Annotated in this window: 17 protein-coding genes; 13 read left to right on the forward strand and 4 right to left on the reverse strand. The window is 63.6% G+C overall.

Annotated features, from left to right (window positions below; genetic code table 11):
* The first annotated feature begins 24 nt into the window (after nucleotides 1-24).
* The 7 genes from ACP7E3_RS15300 to ACP7E3_RS15330 are packed head-to-tail and all read left to right on the forward strand — an operon-like array spanning nucleotide 25 to nucleotide 7,339.
* A complete protein-coding gene (locus ACP7E3_RS15300) occupies nucleotides 25-804 on the forward strand; it encodes a sterol desaturase family protein (protein WP_126589146.1) in 780 nt (259 codons plus the stop codon).
* Entirely contained in the window at nucleotides 801-2,387 is a 1,587-nt protein-coding gene (gene tssA / locus ACP7E3_RS15305; protein ID WP_426123596.1) for a type VI secretion system protein TssA, read from the forward strand. The genes ACP7E3_RS15300 and tssA overlap by 4 nt, the downstream gene beginning before the upstream one ends.
* A gap of 24 nt (nucleotides 2,388-2,411) precedes the next feature.
* The gene (tssF, locus tag ACP7E3_RS15310) at nucleotides 2,412-4,181 is read left to right on the forward strand and encodes a type VI secretion system baseplate subunit TssF (protein WP_057004703.1); all 1,770 of its coding nucleotides are present in this window, start codon (nucleotides 2,412-2,414) and stop codon (nucleotides 4,179-4,181) included.
* Complete coding sequence (gene tssG, locus ACP7E3_RS15315) at nucleotides 4,145-5,242, forward strand: type VI secretion system baseplate subunit TssG (RefSeq protein ID WP_017846583.1); 1,098 nt, start codon at nucleotides 4,145-4,147, stop codon at nucleotides 5,240-5,242. The genes tssF and tssG overlap by 37 nt, the downstream gene beginning before the upstream one ends.
* Nucleotides 5,223-5,759, forward strand: a complete 537-nt coding sequence (tssJ, locus tag ACP7E3_RS15320) for a type VI secretion system lipoprotein TssJ (protein WP_046383722.1) — start codon at nucleotides 5,223-5,225, stop codon at nucleotides 5,757-5,759. The genes tssG and tssJ overlap by 20 nt, the downstream gene beginning before the upstream one ends.
* A 3-nt stretch (nucleotides 5,760-5,762) precedes the next feature.
* Nucleotides 5,763-6,203, forward strand: a complete 441-nt coding sequence (gene tssE / locus ACP7E3_RS15325; RefSeq protein ID WP_057004701.1) for a type VI secretion system baseplate subunit TssE — start codon at nucleotides 5,763-5,765, stop codon at nucleotides 6,201-6,203.
* Nucleotides 6,204-6,226: 23 nt separating this feature from the next.
* Complete coding sequence (locus ACP7E3_RS15330; RefSeq protein WP_426123599.1) at nucleotides 6,227-7,339, forward strand: OmpA family protein; 1,113 nt, start codon at nucleotides 6,227-6,229, stop codon at nucleotides 7,337-7,339.
* A 3-nt stretch (nucleotides 7,340-7,342) separates the two neighbouring features.
* On the opposite strand, the gene ACP7E3_RS15335 is transcribed toward ACP7E3_RS15330, so the two are convergent.
* The gene (locus tag ACP7E3_RS15335; protein WP_017846579.1) at nucleotides 7,343-8,587 is read right to left on the reverse strand and encodes a methionine gamma-lyase; all 1,245 of its coding nucleotides are present in this window, start codon (nucleotides 8,585-8,587) and stop codon (nucleotides 7,343-7,345) included.
* Between the two features lie 123 nt (nucleotides 8,588-8,710).
* On the opposite strand from ACP7E3_RS15335, the gene ACP7E3_RS15340 reads away from it, so the two are divergent.
* Complete coding sequence (locus tag ACP7E3_RS15340; protein WP_017846578.1) at nucleotides 8,711-9,181, forward strand: Lrp/AsnC family transcriptional regulator; 471 nt, start codon at nucleotides 8,711-8,713, stop codon at nucleotides 9,179-9,181.
* Between the two features lie 114 nt (nucleotides 9,182-9,295).
* Complete coding sequence (locus ACP7E3_RS15345) at nucleotides 9,296-9,733, forward strand: carboxymuconolactone decarboxylase family protein (RefSeq protein ID WP_046383718.1); 438 nt, start codon at nucleotides 9,296-9,298, stop codon at nucleotides 9,731-9,733.
* An 18-nt stretch (nucleotides 9,734-9,751) separates the two neighbouring features.
* Here the strand turns inward: ACP7E3_RS15345 and ACP7E3_RS15350 are convergent, their stop codons facing one another.
* Nucleotides 9,752-11,902: a TonB-dependent siderophore receptor gene (locus ACP7E3_RS15350; protein ID WP_232565727.1), complete on the reverse strand. Its 2,151-nt coding sequence runs from the start codon at nucleotides 11,900-11,902 to the stop codon at nucleotides 9,752-9,754.
* Between the two features lie 181 nt (nucleotides 11,903-12,083).
* Here ACP7E3_RS15350 and ACP7E3_RS15355 point away from each other — a divergent pair, with 181 nt between their 5' ends.
* Nucleotides 12,084-12,878 carry an acetoin reductase gene (locus tag ACP7E3_RS15355; RefSeq protein WP_017846575.1) on the forward strand — a complete coding sequence of 265 codons (795 nt, stop codon included), beginning with the start codon at nucleotides 12,084-12,086 and terminating at the stop codon, nucleotides 12,876-12,878.
* A 117-nt stretch (nucleotides 12,879-12,995) separates the two neighbouring features.
* Here ACP7E3_RS15355 and ACP7E3_RS15360 read toward each other — a convergent pair whose 3' ends face one another.
* On the reverse strand, nucleotides 12,996-14,864 hold the full coding sequence (locus ACP7E3_RS15360) for a sigma-54-dependent Fis family transcriptional regulator (protein ID WP_128192677.1): 1,869 nt from the start codon (nucleotides 14,862-14,864) through the stop codon (nucleotides 12,996-12,998).
* 310 nt (nucleotides 14,865-15,174) lie between these two features.
* Between ACP7E3_RS15360 and ACP7E3_RS15365 the strand changes: the two genes are divergently transcribed.
* From ACP7E3_RS15365 to ACP7E3_RS15375, 3 genes are read left to right on the forward strand one after another with little or no spacing between them, the layout of a single operon-like run.
* A complete protein-coding gene (locus ACP7E3_RS15365) occupies nucleotides 15,175-16,152 on the forward strand; it encodes a thiamine pyrophosphate-dependent dehydrogenase E1 component subunit alpha (RefSeq protein WP_046383715.1) in 978 nt (325 codons plus the stop codon).
* Between the two features lie 39 nt (nucleotides 16,153-16,191).
* Nucleotides 16,192-17,211 (forward strand): alpha-ketoacid dehydrogenase subunit beta, encoded by a 1,020-nt coding sequence (locus tag ACP7E3_RS15370; protein ID WP_046383714.1) that lies wholly within the window; start codon nucleotides 16,192-16,194, stop codon nucleotides 17,209-17,211.
* Nucleotides 17,208-18,311: an acetoin dehydrogenase dihydrolipoyllysine-residue acetyltransferase subunit gene (locus ACP7E3_RS15375; protein WP_017846571.1), complete on the forward strand. Its 1,104-nt coding sequence runs from the start codon at nucleotides 17,208-17,210 to the stop codon at nucleotides 18,309-18,311. Before ACP7E3_RS15370 ends, ACP7E3_RS15375 begins: the two co-directional genes overlap by 4 nt.
* Before the next feature lie 612 nt (nucleotides 18,312-18,923).
* On the opposite strand, the gene ACP7E3_RS15380 is transcribed toward ACP7E3_RS15375, so the two are convergent.
* Complete coding sequence (locus ACP7E3_RS15380; protein WP_169865802.1) at nucleotides 18,924-19,820, reverse strand: helix-turn-helix domain-containing protein; 897 nt, start codon at nucleotides 19,818-19,820, stop codon at nucleotides 18,924-18,926.
* Nucleotides 19,821-19,852 lie beyond the last annotated feature (32 nt).

The following is a 19,852-nucleotide window of genomic DNA, read 5'->3' on the forward strand; positions in this document are numbered from 1 at the left end:
GGTATTGGATACAAAGGATGTGTAATGCAAAAAATTAAAACGTATCTTCGGGACCATGGCCACGCTCCGTTCAAATTCGGCGAGGGGCGTATCAGCGGTTATATCTGCGCTGCGCTCGGGCTGTTGAGTCTGCTGGCCGTGTTGTGTTTTTTGCTTCCCGAGTGGCTGACCACGACCGAACTGCGCAAGGTTTACAACGAACAATTGGCGCGTAGCCTGCTACTGCTCGGATTGGTGCTCCTCATCTCCGCGGCGGTCTTTATTCCGCTGGAAAAGCTGTATGCCAAGAATGCGGTGCCGTGGTTATGGCGCTTCCATGCAGTACACCATTCGAGTACGGCGATGGATTGGCTGGCCGGCTCGCGTGTCCACTTTGTCGAAGTGCTATTGACGCGCACCGCCGTACTGATGCCGCTGATGTTGCTGGGCTTTTCTGCGCAGGCATTGAATGCCTATGTGGTGCTGGTCGGCGTCCGGGCGGTGCTGGCTCATGCCAATGTGTGCATCAAAGGTGGTTGGCTGGAATACGTATTGGTACTTCCACGCTACCACCATTGGCACCATGCCCGTCATCCAGACTACCTCTACAAAAACTATGCGATTCACCTGCCGCTGATCGATAGGGTGTTTGGAACATTCAAATTGCCCGCAAAGGACTGGCCAACGCGCTACGGAGTGTTTGGCGAGCCGTTGCCGGACGGCATTCTGCGTCAGCATCTATATCCATTCCAGAAGCGTGTGCAGACGCGCGGCAAGCATGAGGGTGTAACACAGCCCGCTGGCGTGAGCGAGGGGTCCGAATGAGCCTGCGCGCCTTGATCGCCCGCTGCCTTGGGGAGCGTGACGCACTGTCTGTCGCACACGAACACGCCGCCCACTGGCAACCCTGGCTACACCCCATCAGCACCGAATCCCCCGTCGGCGACGACCCCGGCTACGACGATGACTTCCAACGCATGCGCGAAGAAGTCAACAAACTGTCGGGTGCCGATGCCGAGCAGGTTGCCCAACTGGCGCAGAAGCTGCTGACCCAGCGCTGCAAGGACTTGCGCGTCGCCACGTACTACCTGTGGGCGCGCTTGCACAAAGACGGCGAACTCGGCTTGGCGGATGGCTTGAGTCTGTTGGCCGCGCTGGTGGAGCGCTTTGCCGACGCGGTGCTGCCCAGCCGTCCGAACAGCCGCAAGATGGCCCTGGAATGGTTGGCCAGTGGCAAGGTGTTGGACACGCTGTCGCTGTACCCGGAAGTGGTCAAGGCCGAAGCCGAGCGCACCGCCGCCGCGCTCGCCTGGCTGGAGCGCGGCTTGAGTGGGTGGGCGCCGGAGCAGCGTCCGGATCTGCAGCCGCTGTACGCGGCATTGTCGGCGCGACTGGCGCAGTCCGGCGGGATGGACGCATTGGTCCCGCAACACACCGCCAGCCTTGAGTCGACTGTGCATGCCAACGCGTCGCCGCCGACGATGATCAAATCCGGGCGGGACCTGTTGGACAGCGGCCGGGCCCTGGCGAGCTACCTGCGCGAGCAACCCTTGGGCTGGCTGGCCGCTCACCGACTGATGAAGAGCTTGCGCTGGGACACCGTGCATCAGACGCCGCCTCAGGAGGTCAACGGCAACACGCGCCTGGCGCCGCCGCGTGCAGACTATCGGGCACAGCTCAAGCGTTTGTACCTGCAACAGAACTGGGCGGAGTTGATCGAACAGGTCGAGCGGATGTATGCCGAAGGCGTGAACCATTTCTGGCTCGACCTGCAATGGTACCTGTATCAGGCCTTGAGCAAACAACCCGCACCGCAGGACCGCTGGGCCGCTATCACCAAACGTGACCTGGGCATGTTCCTCGAGCGCCTGCCGGGCCTGGAGGTGCTGTGCTGGAGTGACGGCACCCCGTTCGCCGACGAAACCACCCGCGAATGGATTGCCCAGCACGTCAGCGGCAACCAACCCCAGCAATGGCTGCCCGTACCCTCGGCGGCCGTGGCCAGCAGTGATGCGGACATCTTGTCCCTGGAAGGTGAGGCCGTGGCCCAGGCCGACAGCGACGGCGTGGATCACGCGCTGGCGTGGCTGGCTACGCGGCCCGGTATCGACAGCGGGCGCCAGCGCTGGCTGCTGCGCTTGCTGATGGCGCGGGTGGCCGAACAGCATGGCAAGAGCGACCTGGCCATTCACCTGCTGGGGGAACTGGACGCCACCGCGCAACGCCAGGCCCTGGCCGACTGGGAGCCGGCGCTGCATTTCGAGGTCAAGGCGCGCCTGCTCAAGCTGCTGCGCGTGAAAGCCCAACGCAACGACGCCGACAAACCCAGCCTGGCGCGGCGCATGGAAACCCTGCTGGCGGCGCTGGTCGCCATCGACCCGGTACGCGCCGCCGTGCTGTGCGGCTAACCCTTATCTATCAGGAGTCGTTCTGTGAACATGGACAATCTCACACTGCGCTATTTCGATGCCGAAATGCGCTACCTGCGCGAGGCCGGCAAGGAATTCGCGGAGGCCTTCCCGGATCGGGCGGCACAGCTCAACCTGGACAAACCGGGGGCGCAAGACCCCTATGTGGAGCGCCTGTTCGAGGGCTTCGCGTTCCTGATGGGCCGCCTGCGGGAAAAACTCGACGATGACCTGCCGGAATTGACCGAAGGCCTGGTCAGCCTGCTCTGGCCACACTACCTGCGCACCATCCCGTCGCTGTCGATCGTCGAACTGGTGCCGGAACTGGCGCAGATGAAGCACAGCGAGTTGATCGCGCAGGGCTTTGAAGTGCTGTCGCAACCCATCGGGCCCCAAAGTACCCGTTGCCGCTACACCACCACCCAGGACCTGGCCCTGCGCCCGCTGGCCCTGGCCTCGGTCGGGCGCGGCTTCGCCCCGGATGGTCGCTCCGTGTTGCGCCTGCGTTTTGCCTGCGGCGCGTTGACCGACTGGAGCCAGATCGACCTGAGTCGCGTGCCGCTGTACCTGAATGCAGAAGGCCCTTTGGCCAGTGCTTTGCATCAGGCGCTGACCCTGAATGTGCAGGCGATGTTCGTGCATTGGCCCGGCCAGACCGAACGCCAGCCGGTGGCCGGGCATTTTGCACCCAAGGGGTTTGCCGATGAAGACCGGCTGTGGCCCAAGGGCGACAGTGCGTTCAGCGGTTATCAGTTATTGCTGGAGTATTTCAGTTTCCGCGAAAAATTCATGTTCGTGACCCTGTGTGGCCTGGAGCACCTGCAGATTGCTCCCGACGCCGCCTGGTTCGAGCTTGAAGTGGTGTTGCGCGAACCCTGGCCGGCCGATTTCGACCTGAGCCGCGAGCATATCCGCCTGCATGCGGTGCCGGTGATCAACCTGTTCGCGCTGGAGGCCGACCCGCTGACCCTGGCACCGTTGCAAAGCGACTACCTGCTGCGCCCCATGCGTTTGCAGGACGGCCATACCGAGATCTATTCGGTGGACCGCGTGACCGCCTCGCGAAACGCCGAGCGCCAGGACTATGTGCCGTTCAGCAGCTTTCGCCACAAAGGCGGCATGCTGCGTGACGAGGCTCCCGAACGCTACTTCCATACGCGCCTCAAGCGCGCCGCCAATGGCTTGCATGACACCTGGCTGATCCTCGGCGGCGAGGGCTTCGACAGCGACCGCCTGCGCACGCGTGAAAGCCTGTCGTTGCGACTGACCGGCACCCACGGCCAATTGCCGCGCAAGGCGCTGCAAAGCACCGTGCTCGACACGCTGGTGCAAAGCCCCCAGGCCGGTTTGCGGGTGCGCAACCTGTGTGCGCCGAGCTTGCCGTGCTACCCGCCGAACCGCGACCGCTTTCACTGGCGGGTGCTGAGCCACCTGGGCTCGAACTTCCTGCCGATGCTCGACAACGCCGAGGTGTTGCGCGGCACATTGGCCTTGTACGACTGGACGGGCAGCGAACTCAACCGTCGTCGTCTGGCGGCGATCGTCGAGGTCCGTCATCACTTGGTCCAACGTTTCGAGAAAGGCTTTTTGCTACGCGGCGTGGATATCGAGATCACCCTCGACGCCAACGGCTTTTCAGGGGAGGGCGACATCAGCCTGTTCGGCGAGATGCTCAATCGCTTCTTCGCCTTGTATGCCGACATTCATGTGTACACCCAGCTCACGCTGATCCTGCAACCTACTGGAAAGTGCCTGCGATGGAACGAGAATCACAGTCAGCGTATTCCCGGCTGAAAGCCAGCGGTTTGCTGGATGCCTTACAGGGGCAGGTGGCCGAGGCCAATCTGCAGCGTTTTTGCCAGTTGCTGGAACAGGCCTTGCCCGACCATCCGCCGCTGGGCAGCACCGCGCACCCGGCGGATGACGCCGTGCGCTTTCGGCCCGATCCGGGCATGGGCTTTCCGGCCGGCGAGTTGAAGTCGATTGAAATCGATGAAGCGCACCCGGAGCGAGCGGCGACGGTACGCACGCGCTTGCTTGGGTTGTACGGGGTCGATTCGCCGATGCCGACCGTGTACCTGGATGACATCGCGCAGCGTCGGGAGGGGCATGAAGCGCTGGAAGCCTTCCTGGATATGTTCAATCACCGGATCTTCACCCAGTTCTACCGGATCTGGCGCAAGTACTCCTACCCGGCGACGTTCGAAGCGGGCGGCACCGATGCCACCTCGCAATGCCTGCTGGGCCTGATCGGCCTGGGCATTCCCGGCACCGCGCAACAGGTCGCCACGCCGGTCTCGCGTTTTCTGGCCTTGCTCAGCGTGATGCGCCTGCCCACGCGGAATGCACAAGGCATCGTCGCACTGGTCAAATTGCTCGCCCCCGACACCCAGGTGCAGGTGACTCCGCATTGGCCGCAGAACATTACGTTGGCGGCGCCGGCCAGCCTCTCCCGGCAACGTCCGGTGAGCCTGGCCCAGGGCACGCCGCTGGGGCGTATCGGCCGCGACGCCAACAGCCAGTTCGCTCTGACGCTCTATACCGAGCACGCGCAGGAAGCCCGTGGCTGGCTCCCCGACGGCCAGCTACACCGCGACCTGCGGGTGCTGTTGCGCGTTTACCTGGGGTGGCGTTGCACGGCGAAACTGCGCTTGTCGCTGCCGTTGCACAGCCTGCCTGCGCCGGTGTTGGGGCTGGCCACCCTCCGGCTCGGCATGACCGGTGTACTGGGCTTGGGAGACAGCGCCTGGCGCACGACGGAACACGAGACCCTCACGATCAACCTGGGGCGCTACCAAGGCCTTTCGATTAACCCGCGCAACAGGGAGACACAGCATGTCGCGTACCGTTTTTAATCTTGTGCTGCTGGCGGCTTTCACGCTACCGCTCGGCGGTTGTGGGTTGGCCCAGACCGTGGCGGATGGCACGGCATCCACCGCCAAGGCGATCTTCTACAAGCAGGTCAACACCCTGCATCTGGATTTCAGCGCGCGCACGGCGCTGAACACCGATGCCACGGACATGCGTGCGTTGTCGGTGCCGACCCTGGTGCGGGTTTACCAATTGCGCGACAGCAAGGCGGTGGAGCTGGCGACCTACGAAGGCCTGCTGGGCGATGACGAGCGCTTGCTCGCGCGTGCGTTACTGGACAAACACTCGGTGGTGGTAAAGCCCGAAGAAGGCGCTCAGCTGAACGTGCCGATGGACAAGGACGCGCAGTTTGTCACGTTGGTGGCGTTGTTTCGCGACCCCGATACCCGGCAGAACAGCTGGCGCCTGACATTGACGCGTGACGACCTCGACCCGGATCGCGCACGGGTGATCGAACTGGGCGATAACCGCTTGATCCTGCGCCCATTGACGAAGGATTGAGCCATGACCGAGTACACCCCTTCGCTCTACGAACGCCTGTTGCAGAATTTCGCCGGTGAACTGGACCTGCAGCGGGTCTGCGAGGCGGACCAGCACACCCTCTCGGTGCTGGACAACCTGCAGCGCATCCTCAGCAGCCGAGCGGGCGCGCTCAGCCATCTGCCGGATTACGGGCTGCCGGACATGGGCCTGATCCTGCAAGGGTTGCCCGCCACGGCCCAAGGCCTGATCGGCGTCATGACCGACACGTTGCTCAAGTACGAGCCGCGTCTGGCGGCGATCACCATCGAGCTGCTGCCCCAGGTGCTGCCGGGGCATCTGGAGTACGCCCTGGACATGCAATTGAAGGATGGGCAGCACGTGACCTTCGGCACCCGCTTGACACCCGAAGGCCGGGTGCTGGTGCGTCACTTGAAGCGACAGCATTACCTGTCGAAGCCTTGAACCGATAACGCAAGGGAAACCCGATGACGGCGTTGTTTGAGATGCGTATTCAAGTCGGCGGTGATCCGCGCGGCTTCAGTGAGTTCATCGCTTTGCGCGAGGAATTGGCCAAGCTCAGCCATCCCGCCTGCCCGGATGTGGACTGGGCCAAGGTCGAGCAAGGCTGCCTTGCGCTGTTCCAGCAAAACGGCGCAGAGTTGCACAGCGCGTGCTTTTACACCTTGGCTCGCGGCCAGCGTCATGGGGTCGAGGGCATCACCCAAGGTGTGGCGTTGATCGAGGCGCTGGGCGGTGAGTGGGTGCGCCTGTGGCCGCCGATGGCGTCGGCGCGCGTGGACTTGCTGGGATGGTTGTTCGAGCAACTGCAACTGTTGCTGCGCAGCCGGGCGATGACCGCCCACGGCGTGCCCGCGCTGGTTCAATTGGACCTTGAGTTGGCCCGTTTGCAGGTGCGTTTGCGGGCTCATCTAGACCACCCTCTACAACCGCTGCACGCCCTGCGCTATCAGGTCGGCGGCTTGATCCAGCGCCTGGAGCAAAGCCCCGCGCCGGACGGCACGATGCTCGCGCCGCTCAGGTTGCCGGCGCCGGCGCTGGTGAGCCCCGTGGTGATCCTGCCGCCACCCGCAGTGGTGGCGCGCCGGCCACGCATCGCGCTGTGGGGGCTGCTCGGGGCGCTGATCGTTGCCTTGCTCGCAGGGATCGGTTGGCGCATGTGGTTGGCCGGTCCAGGCACTGAACCCCTTATGCCCGATCCCGTTCGACTGGACAGCCTGTCGCTGTTCGATGCCGGCAGTGCCACGCTCAAGCCAGGCTCGGCCAAGGTGCTGATCAATGCCCTGGTCGACATCAAAGCCCAACCCGGCTGGCTGATCGTGGTCGCCGGGCATACGGACGCGACCGGTTCCGTCGAACAGAACCTGGCGCTGTCCCATGCCCGCGCCTCTGCCGTGCGCGACTGGATGCAGCGCATGGGCGACATCGCCGACAGTTGCTTTGCCGTCCAGGGTTTCGCGGCCAGTCAGCCGATTGCCAGCAATGAAACCGACGTCGGGCGCGCCGCGAACCGTCGCGTGGATATTCACCTGGTGCCGCAGACAGGGGCCTGCGGCGAGGCCACGGTGGCCGTGGACTGAGCGCTATTTCATCGCATGCTCGACCACTTGTGTCGCACGCGGCGCAGCCCGCAGACACTTGGTCAAAGCCTGCTGCACATCCGCCAGCAGGTCGGCGATGTCCTCCAGCCCGACCGACAGACGCACCAACCCCTCGCTGATCCCGTGGGCTGCCCGCTCCTCTGGGGTGTAGGTGGAGTGGGTCATGCTCGCCGGGTGTTGGGCCAGAGACTCGGCATCGCCCAGGCTGACCGCGCGGCTGAACAGCTTGAGTGCGTTCATGAAGCGCCGGCCGGTCGCGATCCCACCTTTGAGCTCGAAGGCAATCATCCCGCCGGGCATCCGCATCTGCCGCGCCGCCAGTTCGTACTGGGGAAATGAGCGCAACCCCGGGTACGTCACGCGCTCGACGGCGGGGTGGGCCTGCAAGGCTTCGGCCACTGCCTGGGCGTTGCTGCAATGGCGGTCCATGCGCAGGGCCAGGGTCTTGAGTCCGCGCATCAGCAGCGATGCGTCCTGCGGGGACATGACCGCACCGGTCAGGTCTTTGAGCCCTTGCAGACGAATGCGCTGCGCCAGTGCGTGGTTGCTCACCGCAATGCCGGCGGTGATGTCGCCATGCCCGCTGAGGTACTTGGTGGCCGAATGCACGACCACATCGGCGCCCAACTCCAGGGGCCGTTGCAGGTACGGCGTGCAGTAAGTGTTATCGACCACCACGATGACGTTGGGCTGCTGGTGCGCCAGCGTAGCGACGGCGGCAATATCGACCAGTTGCAGGTTGGGGTTGGCCGGGGTTTCGCAGTAGATCATGCGCGTGGCCGGGGACAGCGCGGCGTGCAGTGCATCCAGGTCGGTGAGGTCGACATGGCGCACCTTGATGCCGAACTCCGCGATGCCATGGTGCAGCAGGGCGAAAGTGCAGCCGTAGAGTGTCTGGCTGACGATTACCTCGTCGCCGGGGCGCAGCAGGGTCCAGAAGGTGGCGGCAATCGCGCCCATACCGGAACTGAAGGCGACGGCGGCCTCGCCGTTTTCCAGGGTCGCCATGCGCGCTTCCAGCAGGGCCAGGGTCGGGTTGGAAATGCGTGTGTAGAAGTGCCCGCTTTCTTCACCGGCAAAACACGCGGCGCCGTATTCTGCGGTGGGGAAGGCGAACGTGGCGCTGAGATAGATCGGCGGTACGAGGGCGCCGTGGTGGTCCTTGGGGTCGTAACCGTGGTGGATGGCACGGGTGGAAAAGCCGAATGCATTGTGTTTATTGTTCATGTCGGACACTCCTTATTTCCTACAATGCTATGCTCATAACCACAGCTGAACTTTGCAATATTTGCTGACAAATCCCGCGCAATGGGATGAAACCTTCCTAAAAATAATGATTAGAGGCACGTTATGCCCCTCAGTCTGGATCGCACTGACAAGGCGCTTTTAAACGCACTGCAAGGCAACGCCCGCTTGACCGTGGCCGAGCTCGCCGAGCGCGTGTCCCTGACCACCTCCCCGTGTTGGCGGCGGGTCAGGAACCTGGAAGAGAGCGGGGTGATCAGCGGTTACCAGGCGATCCTGTCGCCCAAGGCGTTGGGCTATGGGGTGACGGCGTTTGTCAGCATCATGATGGAGAGCCATACCCAGGAAATTGCGCGGGCGTTCGAGCAGCGCTTGCTCGACATTCCGGAAATCGTCGCCTGCCATAACGTCTCGGGGCGCTATGACTTCCTGCTGGAAGTGGTGGCCAAGGACCTGGAGTCGTTCGGCGAATTCGCGCGGGAGGTGTTGCAGACATTGCCGTGCGTCAAAGAGATCTACTCGAGCTTTTCCTACAAATCGGTGCGGCCTTTGCGCGTGATTCCGCTGCCGCGCTGAGGGGCTGAGCCCGTGGGCACATTGGCTACCTGATCTTTGCCGGAATTGGCTATTTCTCCTGAGTGCTGCGCTGACTAATCTGGCCACCAATTTCCAGTGTTCAGGAGCTCTACCATGCAACCCCGTACCGATTTCTACACCGCTTCCCCAGACGCCATGAAAGCCATGCTCGCCCTGGAAACCGCAGTGGGCAAACTGTCCATCGAACTGCCCCTGCTGGAACTGGTGCGCCTGCGCGTGTCGCAGATCAATGGCTGCGCCTTCTGCCTCGATATGCACACCGCCGATGCGCGCAAGGGCGGTGAGACCGAACGCCGCCTGTACACATTGTCGGCCTGGCGCGAAACGCCGTTCTTCACCCCGCGTGAACGCGCCGCCCTGGCCTGGGCCGAAAGCCTGACCCTGGTCAGCCAGACCCGCGCCGCAGACGAAGACTACAACGCACTCGCCGCCGAGTTCAGCCCCCAGGAACAGGTCGATCTGAGCGTAGCCATCGCCACCATCAACAGCTGGAACCGCCTGGCGGTGGGCTTTCGCAAAATGCCCAAGTAAGCCAGGGGCCGTGGGCGGTCAGAAGTTGACCGAGGCACTCAGGCGCGCTGTCAGCGGCGCGCCCTGGAACAGGTAGTCATCGCCCATGTACTCGCCCGCGTCGCGCCAATAGCGTTTGTCGAACAGGTTGTCGACGCTCAGGCGAAACACCGTTTCATAGCCATCGACTTTGGTGGTGTAACGGCTGCCGACGTTGACCACCGCATAGTCCCCGACCTCGACGTTGCCGCTGCGGTTGGCGTACTTCTTGGCGCTGTATTGCACGCCGCCCAGGACCGCCAGGCCGTTGACCCACGGCAGCGCATAGTCGGCGTAGACACTGGCGCGCAGCTTGGGCACGTTGATCGCCTGGTGGCCTTCGTAGTCCGGCGTGCCGCTGCCGCTGACCCGCGCCCGAATCGCCGCGACGCTGGTGGCGATCTGCAGGCGGTCGGTGGCCCAACCATTCGCCGACAGTTCTAGCCCGGTGTTCTTCTGTTCGCCTTGTTGCACGTAGGTGAAACTCCCGGCGCCATCTGGCTTGGCGTACTGGTAGGCCTGGCGCGTCTGGAACACGGCCGCGGCGAAGCTGATGCGGCGCCAGTCGTATTTCACGCCGGCTTCTATTTGTCGCGACACGGTCGGGGCCAGGGTCTCGTCCGCGTTGTTCGCGAACCACGGCGCCGTGCCGCCCAGGGACAGGCCCTTGCTGTAGCTGGTGTACAGCGAGATGTTTTCAATCGGCTTATAGATCAGCGAGGCCTGGGGCAGGAACACATATTGCTGAGTGTGGCGCGCCTGGTCACCATTGCTGTCAAAGGCTTGTTCATCGAGGCGCACTTCGCGACCGCCGAGGAGGGTTTGCCACTGCTCGTTGAAGCGGATGCGGTCGGTGACGAACACGCCGTACTGGCGGCTGTCGAGGGTGCGATGGCTGTCGTTCAGCGGTACGTTGGTCGGCGCAAACGTCGGCGCGTCCTGATTGATATTGCCGCTGCCGATGTACTCGTTGACCGCCTTGCGCTTGTCGATCACCCGGCGAAACGCGCTGGTGCCGAAGGTCAATTCATGGCCCAGGCCGGCGGTGTCGAACAGCCCGGTCATGGCCGCCTGCACTTCATCGTCGCGGCGGGTGTCGTCGGGGCTGCGGTAGTCGTAGATGTCGTAGTCACCCTCGGGGCTGAACGTGTTGGCGTTGCACGTGTTCACGTAGAAACAGCCCCAGGCGAACGAACTGTAGTCATCGATCACCACCTTGCTGCGCGCCGCGCTGACACTGCCTTTCCACTGGTCGCTGAAGCGGTATTCGAACTTGCCGTTGAGGTTCAGCGAATCGATACCGACCTGCTTGGAACCGCTTTGATGGCCCAGCAGCTGTTTCGGCGATGCATCGTGGGGCACTTCACTGCCGCCCAGCAGTTGGTAGCCCGGCACCGAGCGCTGTTGTTTGTTCTGGTATTCGGCATCCAGTTGCAGCACCGCGTCGGGGTTGATGTTCCAGTCGAACGCCAGGGACAGGAAGTCGCGCTGGCCGTTGGCGTGTTCCACGTAGGAATTGAGGTCTTCATGGGCCACGTTGGCGCGCAGGCCGAACTGCCGCTCGCTGCCGAACCAGCCGCCGACGTCGGTGGCGATATAACCGCTGCCGCGGTCGTCGGTGGACACCGTCACCGAACGCACGTCTTGCGGGCGCTTGGTCACATAGTTGATCACGCCGCTGGGCTCGGAGATCCCACTTTGCAGGCCGGCCAGACCCTTGAGTACTTCCACCTGCTGTTTGTTTTCCAGGGCGACGTTCTGCTCGCCGGTGATGGTGCGGCCGTTGATCTTGTAGCTGCTCGCCGCGTTCAGCGAGAAGCCGCGCACCACGAAGTTTTCGTAGTAGCCGATCGGCGCGTAGCTGTCGCCCACCGAGGCGTCGTTGCGCAGCACTTCGCTGAGCAGGCGGGCTTGCTGGTCCTTGATCAGGGCGGCGTTGATCACGCTGATCGAGGCGGGAGTGTCCAGCAGCGGCGCTTCATTGAAACCGCCGACCGAGGCGGTTTCACTGCGATAACCGGACTCATCCTGGCCCTGGACCTGTACCGCCGGCAGTTCAATTTCCGCAGCCAGGCTGCTGCCGATGCCACCGCTGAGCAGCAGGCCGAGGGCGAAACGTGACGTGACGACGGGGCGAAAACGCAGAACCATGGGGCAAGGCCTTAAAGCGCAGGACGGGGGGCGCATAAGCTAGGCATAAGTGCGCGCATTTACAAGGATTCGCGCATTGAGACATCCGGTCTCAGCGCGCACGCCGATTCATGTGCGCCTCGACAGCCCTGGCGTGCATCTGCGATAGACGAGGCTTCTCTCATCGTTGCAGGAGGTCGTCATGAGTACCGCTGGAAACCTCATCGCTGGAAAAGTTGCGCTGGTGACTGGCGCCGGGCAGGGCATCGGCCGCGCCATCGCCCTGCGCCTGGCACGGGACGGTGCCGATATCGCGCTGGTGGACATCAATGGCGCCAAGCTCGAAGCCGTGGCTGCTGAAATCGTCGCGGCAGGGCGCAAGGCCTCGGTGTTCATCGCCGACGTGTCCAAGCGCGAACAGGTGGTGGCCGCCGTCGAACACGCATACCAGACCCTCGGTGGTTTCGACATCATCGTCAACAACGCCGGGGTGGCGCAGATCGACTCACTGCTGGACGTCAGCCCCGAGCAGGTCGAGCGCACCCTGGGCATCAATGTGCAGGGCGTGTTGTGGGGCATCCAGGCCGCCGGCAAGAAGTTCAAGGCGCTCAAGCAGAAGGGCAAGATCATCAACGCCTGCTCGATCGCCGGGCATGAAGGTTTTGCGCTGCTGGGCGTGTACTCGGCGACCAAGTTCGCCGTGCGCGCCCTGACCCAGGCGGCGGCCAAGGAACTGGCCAGCGCCGGGATTACGGTCAATGCTTATTGCCCGGGCGTGGTCGGCACCGATATGTGGGTCGAGATCGACAAGCGCATGGCCGAGATTACCGGCGCCGAAGTCGGTGCGACCTATAAGAAGTATGTGGACGGGATTGCCCTGGGCCGTGCGGAAACGCCTGAGGATGTGGCCGGGCTGGTGTCTTACCTGGCGGGGCCGGATGCGGACTACATGACCGGCCAGTCGCCGTTGATCGATGGTGGGATTGTGTACCGATAACGCGGTTCAAAGGTGGGAGTGGGCTTGCCCGCGAAGGCGGCGGTTCAGTCACGGCATCGGTGGCTGATGCACCGCCATCGCGGGCAAGCCCGCTCCCACATGTTTGACGGTGCTGGGTCAGATATGTTTGCCCGGCATGTCGATGCCCAGTTGGTTGACCCGGCGATACAGGGTCGCCCGCGAAATCCCCAGCGCCTGGGCCGTCGGCGACGGCTTCCAGCGATGCCGGATCAGTGCATCCAGCACCACCTGGCGTTCCGGGCTGACACGTTCTTCCACGTCGGCCTCGATCTGCTCGCCGCGCACCTCCACGGGCAGGTCAGCCAACTGGATGGTGCCGCCGTCGCACACCGCACAGGCGTACGCCAGCACATGGCGCAGTTGCCGCACATTGCCCGGCCAGGCATAGCCGAGCAGTACCTCCAGCGCGGCGGGGCCGATGCCCACGGAGATTGCGCCGCTGTGCGCCTCCTGTTCCAGCAGCCGATTGATCAAGGCCAGTTTGTCGCTGCGCTCGCGCAAGGGTGGCAGGCAGAACCGTGCGCAGCCCAGGCGAAAGTACAGGTCTTCGCGAAAGCGCCCCTCGCTGACCAGCACCGCCAGGTCGCGGTGGCTGGCGCAGATCACCTGGATATCCACCGCACGGGTTTTTGCCGCACCCAGCGGTGCCACTTCACCTTCGGCCAATACCCGCAGCAAGCGCGTCTGCAGGGCCAGCGGCATATCGCCGATTTCATCGAGGAACAGCGTTCCGCCATCGGCCTGCAACAACAGCCCGGGCATGCCCTTGTTCGACGCGCCGGTAAAGGCCCCGGCGACATAACCAAACAGCTCGCTTTCGATGAGGTTTTCCGGGATCGCCGCGCAGTTCACCGCCATGAAGGGCCCGTTGCGACGAGCGCTGCGCTCATGCAGTTGGCGCGCGAAGACTTCCTTGCCGGCGCCGGTTTCACCCTGCACCAGCACCGGCAGGTTGCGGTCCTTGACCCGCAAGGCCAGGCGCAGGTGTTCTTCCACCCGGGGGTCGACCTGATTGTTTACGGCCTTCGCTGGACGCGCCGGCTTACGCCGCGGCGCGCTGACCCGCACATGCAATGCGCCGGGCTCGCCCAGCCAGTGCAGCTGTTGCGCCGATTGATCGGTGACCGCGCGCAACGCATCCAGGTCGAAGACCTCGCCGATATGCGCCGGCACCTGGCCAAAGCGCCGACGCAGGGCCTGGCGCGCCTTGCTGTTCAACGCATGCAGGCGCCCATCCTGGTCCCAGGCCAGCAGCAGGTCGGGCTGGCTGTCGACATAGCCTGGCGTGCTGTGGGCCTGGAGCACCCAGTGCTGACGGGCGCTGTGCATGAAGAAGGCATTTTCGATGGCTTGTGCGCTCTGCGCCACCATCTGTCTTACCAGATGCTGGCTGCGCCGGTCATCCGGGGATTTGAGCGCCGAGGCGTCCATCACCCCTAGCAGGTTGCCCTGGGGGTCGAAGATCGGCGCGGCGGAGCAGGTCAGCCCGATAAATGCCGCGCGAAAGTGATCGCGCTTATGCACCGTCACGGCAGCCTTGCTGGTCAGCACCGTGGCCACGCCGCAGGTGCCTTCTTCGGCTTCCGACCAGCAGGTGCCCAGGTACAGGCCGGCCTTGCGGCAATCGGTGCGAATCGCCGTGTCCACGCGGTGGTCGATGGTCTGGCCCTGGGCGTCGGTGAGCATCACGCAGTAGTCGGCATGGCGCACGCGGTGGTGGAGTTGGCCGACTTCTTCGCTGGCAATGTGCATGAACAGTTCGGCGCGCTCACGGCATTCCTTGAGCAGCGGTTCACTGAGAATGCGTGGCCCTTGCAGCGAGCCAGGGTCGAGGTGGTGTTGCTCCATGGAACGGCGCCATGAATCGAAAATCAGCGACGGCACCGGAGCCTGGGGCAGGCGATCGGCATTGCGGACCACGCGACTGACGCAGTCGACATGGTCTTTGGAGTTCGCGGCGAGCATAAGGCCTCCGGTTCTCGATCTTTTGTTGTTATGCCCGCCATTAAGCGCGCATGCGCGCAGGGGGACAAGGGCGGCCTGACCAACTGCCCGGTGTGAGACGCAGCGTCTCATCCGGCCGCGCACGCCACGGGCAGGTTGCAATGGCGCGTCTCATTCTGTGGTTGGCGGCCGCCACCGCACAACCGTATGGCACTGCTCTGGATCAAGCCTGTGCGAGGTTTTTCGAGGCGTTGGCACAGGCTGTGCTGAAGGTCTTGCAACTGGCTGCAGCCAGCCTTTTGTGTGTCGAGACAACCTGGAGAACAACAAGATGTCCACTCACCTGTCCACTGATCAACTGCTCCATGCCTACACTGTGATGCGTACCATCCGCGATTTCGAGGAACGCCTGCACGTGGAATTCGCCACTGGCGAGATCCCAGGTTTCGTCCACCTGTATGCCGGCCAGGAAGCCAGCGCCGCCGGGGTCATGGCCCACCTCAACGATGAAGATTGCATCGCCTCCAACCACCGTGGCCACGGCCACTGCATCGCCAAGGGCGTGGACGTGTTCGGCATGATGGCCGAGATCTACGGCAAGAAAACCGGGGTGTGCGGCGGCAAGGGCGGTTCCATGCACATTGCCGACCAAGAGAAAGGCATGCTCGGCGCCAACGGCATCGTCGGTGCCGGCGCGCCCTTGGCGGCCGGGGCGGCGCTGGCCTCCAAGCTCAAGGGCAGCCAGGGCGTGGCCGTGGCGTTTTTCGGCGACGGCGGCTCCAACGAGGGTGCGGTGTTCGAGGCCATGAACCTGGCCGCAATCATGAAACTGCCGTGTCTGTTCGTGGCTGAAAACAACGGCTACGCCGAAGCCACCGGCTCGGGCTGGTCGGTAGCGTGCAAAGACATCGCCGAGCGCGCCGTGGGCTTCGGCATGCCGGGGGTGATCGTCGACGGCAATGATTTCTTCGCCGTCCACGCGGCCCTGGGGGTGGCCGTGGAACGTGCGCGCAGCGGCCAGGGGCCGACGCTGGTGGAGGTCAAGTTGAGCCGTTTCTACGGCCACTTCGAAGGCGACGCGCAAACTTATCGCGGCCCCGACGAAGTGAAGAACCTGCGCGAATCCCACGATTGCCTGGTGCTGTTTCGCCAACGCTGCAGCGCCGAAGGCTGGCTCGATGCGGCGCAGTTCGAGCGCATCGACGCGGAGGTCGCGCAACTGATCGAAGACGCCGTGCGCCTGGCCAAGTCCGATCCCAAGCCCCAGGCCGCAGACCTGCTCAGTGATGTCTACGTCGCTTACCGCTAATCGCCACCCACTACAAAAATAATCCGTGGAGAATTGATCATGGCTCGCAAAATCAGTTATCAGCAGGCAATCAACGAAGCCCTGGCCCAGGAAATGCGTCGCGACCAGAGTGTGTTCATCATCGGCCAGGACGTGTCCGGCGGCACCGGCTCCCCCGGCGAGCAGGATGCCTGGGGCGGCGTGCTCGGCGTGACCAAGGGCCTGTACCCGGAGTTTCCCGACCGCGTCTTGGATGCGCCGTTGTCCGAAATCGGTTACGTCGGCATGGCGGTCGGCGCGGCCACCCGTGGCATGCGCCCGGTGTGCGAGTTGATGTTCGTCGACTTTCTCGGCTGCTGCCTCGACCAGTTGCTCAACCAGGCCGCCAAGTTCCGCTACATGTTCGGCGGCAAGACCACCACGCCGCTGGTGGTGCGCGCCATGTACGGCGCCGGCCTGCGCGCCGCCGCGCAGCATTCGCAGATGCTCACCTCGATGTGGACGCACATCCCCGGCCTCAAAGTGGTGTGCCCGGCCACGCCCTATGACGCCAAGGGCATGCTGATCCAGGCGATCCGCGACAACGACCCGGTGATCTTCCTCGAACACAAGATGCTCTACAGCCTGCAGGGCGAAGTGCCGGAAGAGCTGTACACCGTGCCTTTCGGCGAAGCCAATTACGTGCGCGAAGGCAATGACGTGACCCTGGTCACCTACGGGCGCATGGTGCATATCGCCCTGGAAGCCGCTGCCAACCTGGCGCGCCAAGGCATCGACTGCGAAGTACTCGACCTGCGCACCACCAGCCCGCTGGACGAAGACAGCATCCTGGAAAGCGTGGAGAAGACCGGCCGCCTGGTGGTGATCGACGAGTCCAACCCGCGCTGCTCGATCGCCACCGATATCAGCGCGCTGGTCGCGCAGCGCGGGTTTTCGTTCTTGCGCGCGCCGATCGAAATGGTCACCGCGCCGCACACGCCGGTGCCGTTCTCCGATGCGCTGGAGGATCTGTACATCCCCAACGCAGCGAAGATCGAAGCCGCGGTGTTGAAGATCGCCGATAAGAGGACTGCCGCATGATCCATATCTTGACCATGCCCAAGTGGGGCTTGTCGATGACCGAAGGCCGCGTGGATGTCTGGCTCAAACAGCCGGGCGACCGGGTGGAGAAGGGCGAGGAAGTGCTCGACGTGGAGACCGACAAGATCTCCAGCAGCGTCGAGGCGCCATTCAGTGGCGTGCTGCGCCGCGTGCTGGCGCTGAGCGACGAGACCTTGCCGGTGGGCGGGCTGCTCGGGATCGTGGTGGAGGGCGAGGCCACGGAAGCCGAGATTGATGCGGTAATCGAGGGTTTCCAGGCCAGCTTCGTGTCGAGTGCGGCCGAGGCGCAAGCATCCGGGCCCAGCGCGCAGAAAGTCGAGGTGGGCGGGCGGCTGTTGCGTTATCTCGATCTCGGTGAGGGCGGCACGCCGTTGGTGTTGGTCCACGGGTTTGGCGGCGACTTGAACAACTGGCTGTTCAACCACCCGGGGCTGGCGGCGCAACGCCGGGTGATCGCCCTGGACCTGCCGGGCCATGGCGAGTCGGGCAAGCAGCTGCGCAGCGGCGATGCCGACGAGTTGAGCCAGGCGCTGCTGGCGTTGCTCGATCATCTCGCGCTCGACCGCGTCCACCTGGCCGGCCACTCAATGGGTGGCCTGGTCAGCCTGACCGTGGCGCGCCAGGCCCCCGCGCGGGTCGCCTCGCTGACCCTGATCGCCAGCGCCGGGCTCGGCGAAGAGATCAACGCGGACTACTTGCACGGCTTCACCGACGCGACTAACCGCAACGCGCTCAAGCCGCACTTGATTCAACTGTTCAGCGACCCGGCGCTGGTCACGCGGCAGATGCTGGAGGACATGCTCAAGTTCAAGCGCCTCGAAGGCGTGGATCAAGCGTTGCGCCAGCTCAATGCCCAGCTGTTCGAGGGCGGGCGGCAGCGCCTGGATCTGCGCAATATTGTCGGGCAGCAGCCAAGCCTGGTGATCTGGGGCAGCGACGACGCAATCATCCCGGCCCGACATGCCGAGGGGCTTGAGGCTCAGGTGGAAATCCTGCCGGGGCAGGGGCATATGGTGCAGTTGGAGGCGGCGGAGCGGGTCAACCAGTTGATGGCAACCTTCCTCAACTCCCAGCCTTGATGCAGTCCAATGTGGGAGGGCATTTCAAAAGTTGGAGGCGGCGGAGCGGGTCAACCCGTTGATGGCAACCTTCCTCAACGCCCAGCCTTGATGCGATCCAATGTGGGAGGGGCGGTGCGACGATTCGACTTGCCCCCGATAGCGGTGTCTCAGTCAATATTCCTAGTGACTGACCCATTGCCATCGGGGGCAAGCCCCCTCCCACCATTTAGAGTGCATTTCAAAAGTTGGAGGCGGCGGAGCGGGTCAACCAGTTGATGGCAACCTTCCTCAACGCCCAGTCTTGATGCAGTCCAATGTGGGAGGGGCGGTGCGACGATTCGACTTGCCCCCGATAGCGGTGTCTCAGTCAATATTCCTGGTGACTGACCCATTGCCATCGGGGGCAAGCCCCCTCCCACCATTTAGAGTGCATTTCAAAAGTTGGAGGCAGCGGAGCGGGTCAACCCGTTGATGGCAACCTTCCTCAACGTCCAGCCTTGATGCAATCCAATGTGGGAGGGGCGGTGCGACGATTCGACTTGCCCCCGATAGCGGTGTCTCAGTCAATATTCCTGGTGACTGACCCATTGCCATCGGGGGCAAGCTCCCTCCCACCATTTAGAGTGCGTTTCAAACGGCGCGCTTGAGGGTTTCGCTCGGCAGCTCCTTGAACAACGCCCGGTAGCTATTGGAAAACCGCCCCAAATGCCAGAACGACCAGTTCATCGCCACTTGCGCCACTGTGGCCGCGGCTGAACTCAACAACTCCTGCCGCGCCCCGTTCAAGCGGCGCAAACGCAACCACTGCGCCGGGCTCATTCCGGTGTAGGTCTTGAAGCCTTGTTGCAACTGGCGCAACGGCACGCCGGCGATCTGCGCCAGCTCCAGCAGGTTGACGGTGTCATCCGGTGCATCGACCGCCCATTCGCCGATGCGCGTCATCAGCCGGCGCTCTTCGCTGCGGCGCTGCAATGACTGGCGGTCCAGGCATATGCAGGCGTTGTCGAGAATGAACAGGCAATCGTCGAGCAACTGTTGGGTGAGGGCGTCGCGGCTGATCGGGTCGGTGGTACCGGACAACCGTGTGAGCGTGCCACTGAGCCAGCGGCTGAATAACGCATTCTGCTGGCAGGTCAGCGGCGCCATGAACAACCCTTCGAGTTTCGCCACATCCAACCGATGGCGCTGCACGAACTGCGGTCCGAATACCACCGCCACTTCACGGTAGTTCTCCGGGGTGATCCAGGTGTTGCGGCTCTCGCCATTGAGCAGGTACAGCGCGTTGTCGCTGCCGTCGAAACAGAACGCCAGAGCCCCCGGCGGCGCGTTGAAATGCTGCTCCACCCGGGTGTTCATGCTCTCCTCGTAGACCTCCACGCCGTGCAGGTCGAGGTAGCGGATCTGCCCGGCAAAATGCCCGGGGGACATCTGCTGGTAGTGCTGCACCCAGCCGGGTGTCGCACGGCATTGAGCGGCCACATCACCGGTGGTGAAGGCCTGTACGCGCAAAGCGGTTGCCTGTGTCATGGGGGGAACCTGCTCGCACTCTATTGGTGCGT

Source organism: Pseudomonas sp. PSPC2-3, from assembly GCF_049898265.1.
Classification (GTDB): domain Bacteria; phylum Pseudomonadota; class Gammaproteobacteria; order Pseudomonadales; family Pseudomonadaceae; genus Aquipseudomonas; species Aquipseudomonas veronii.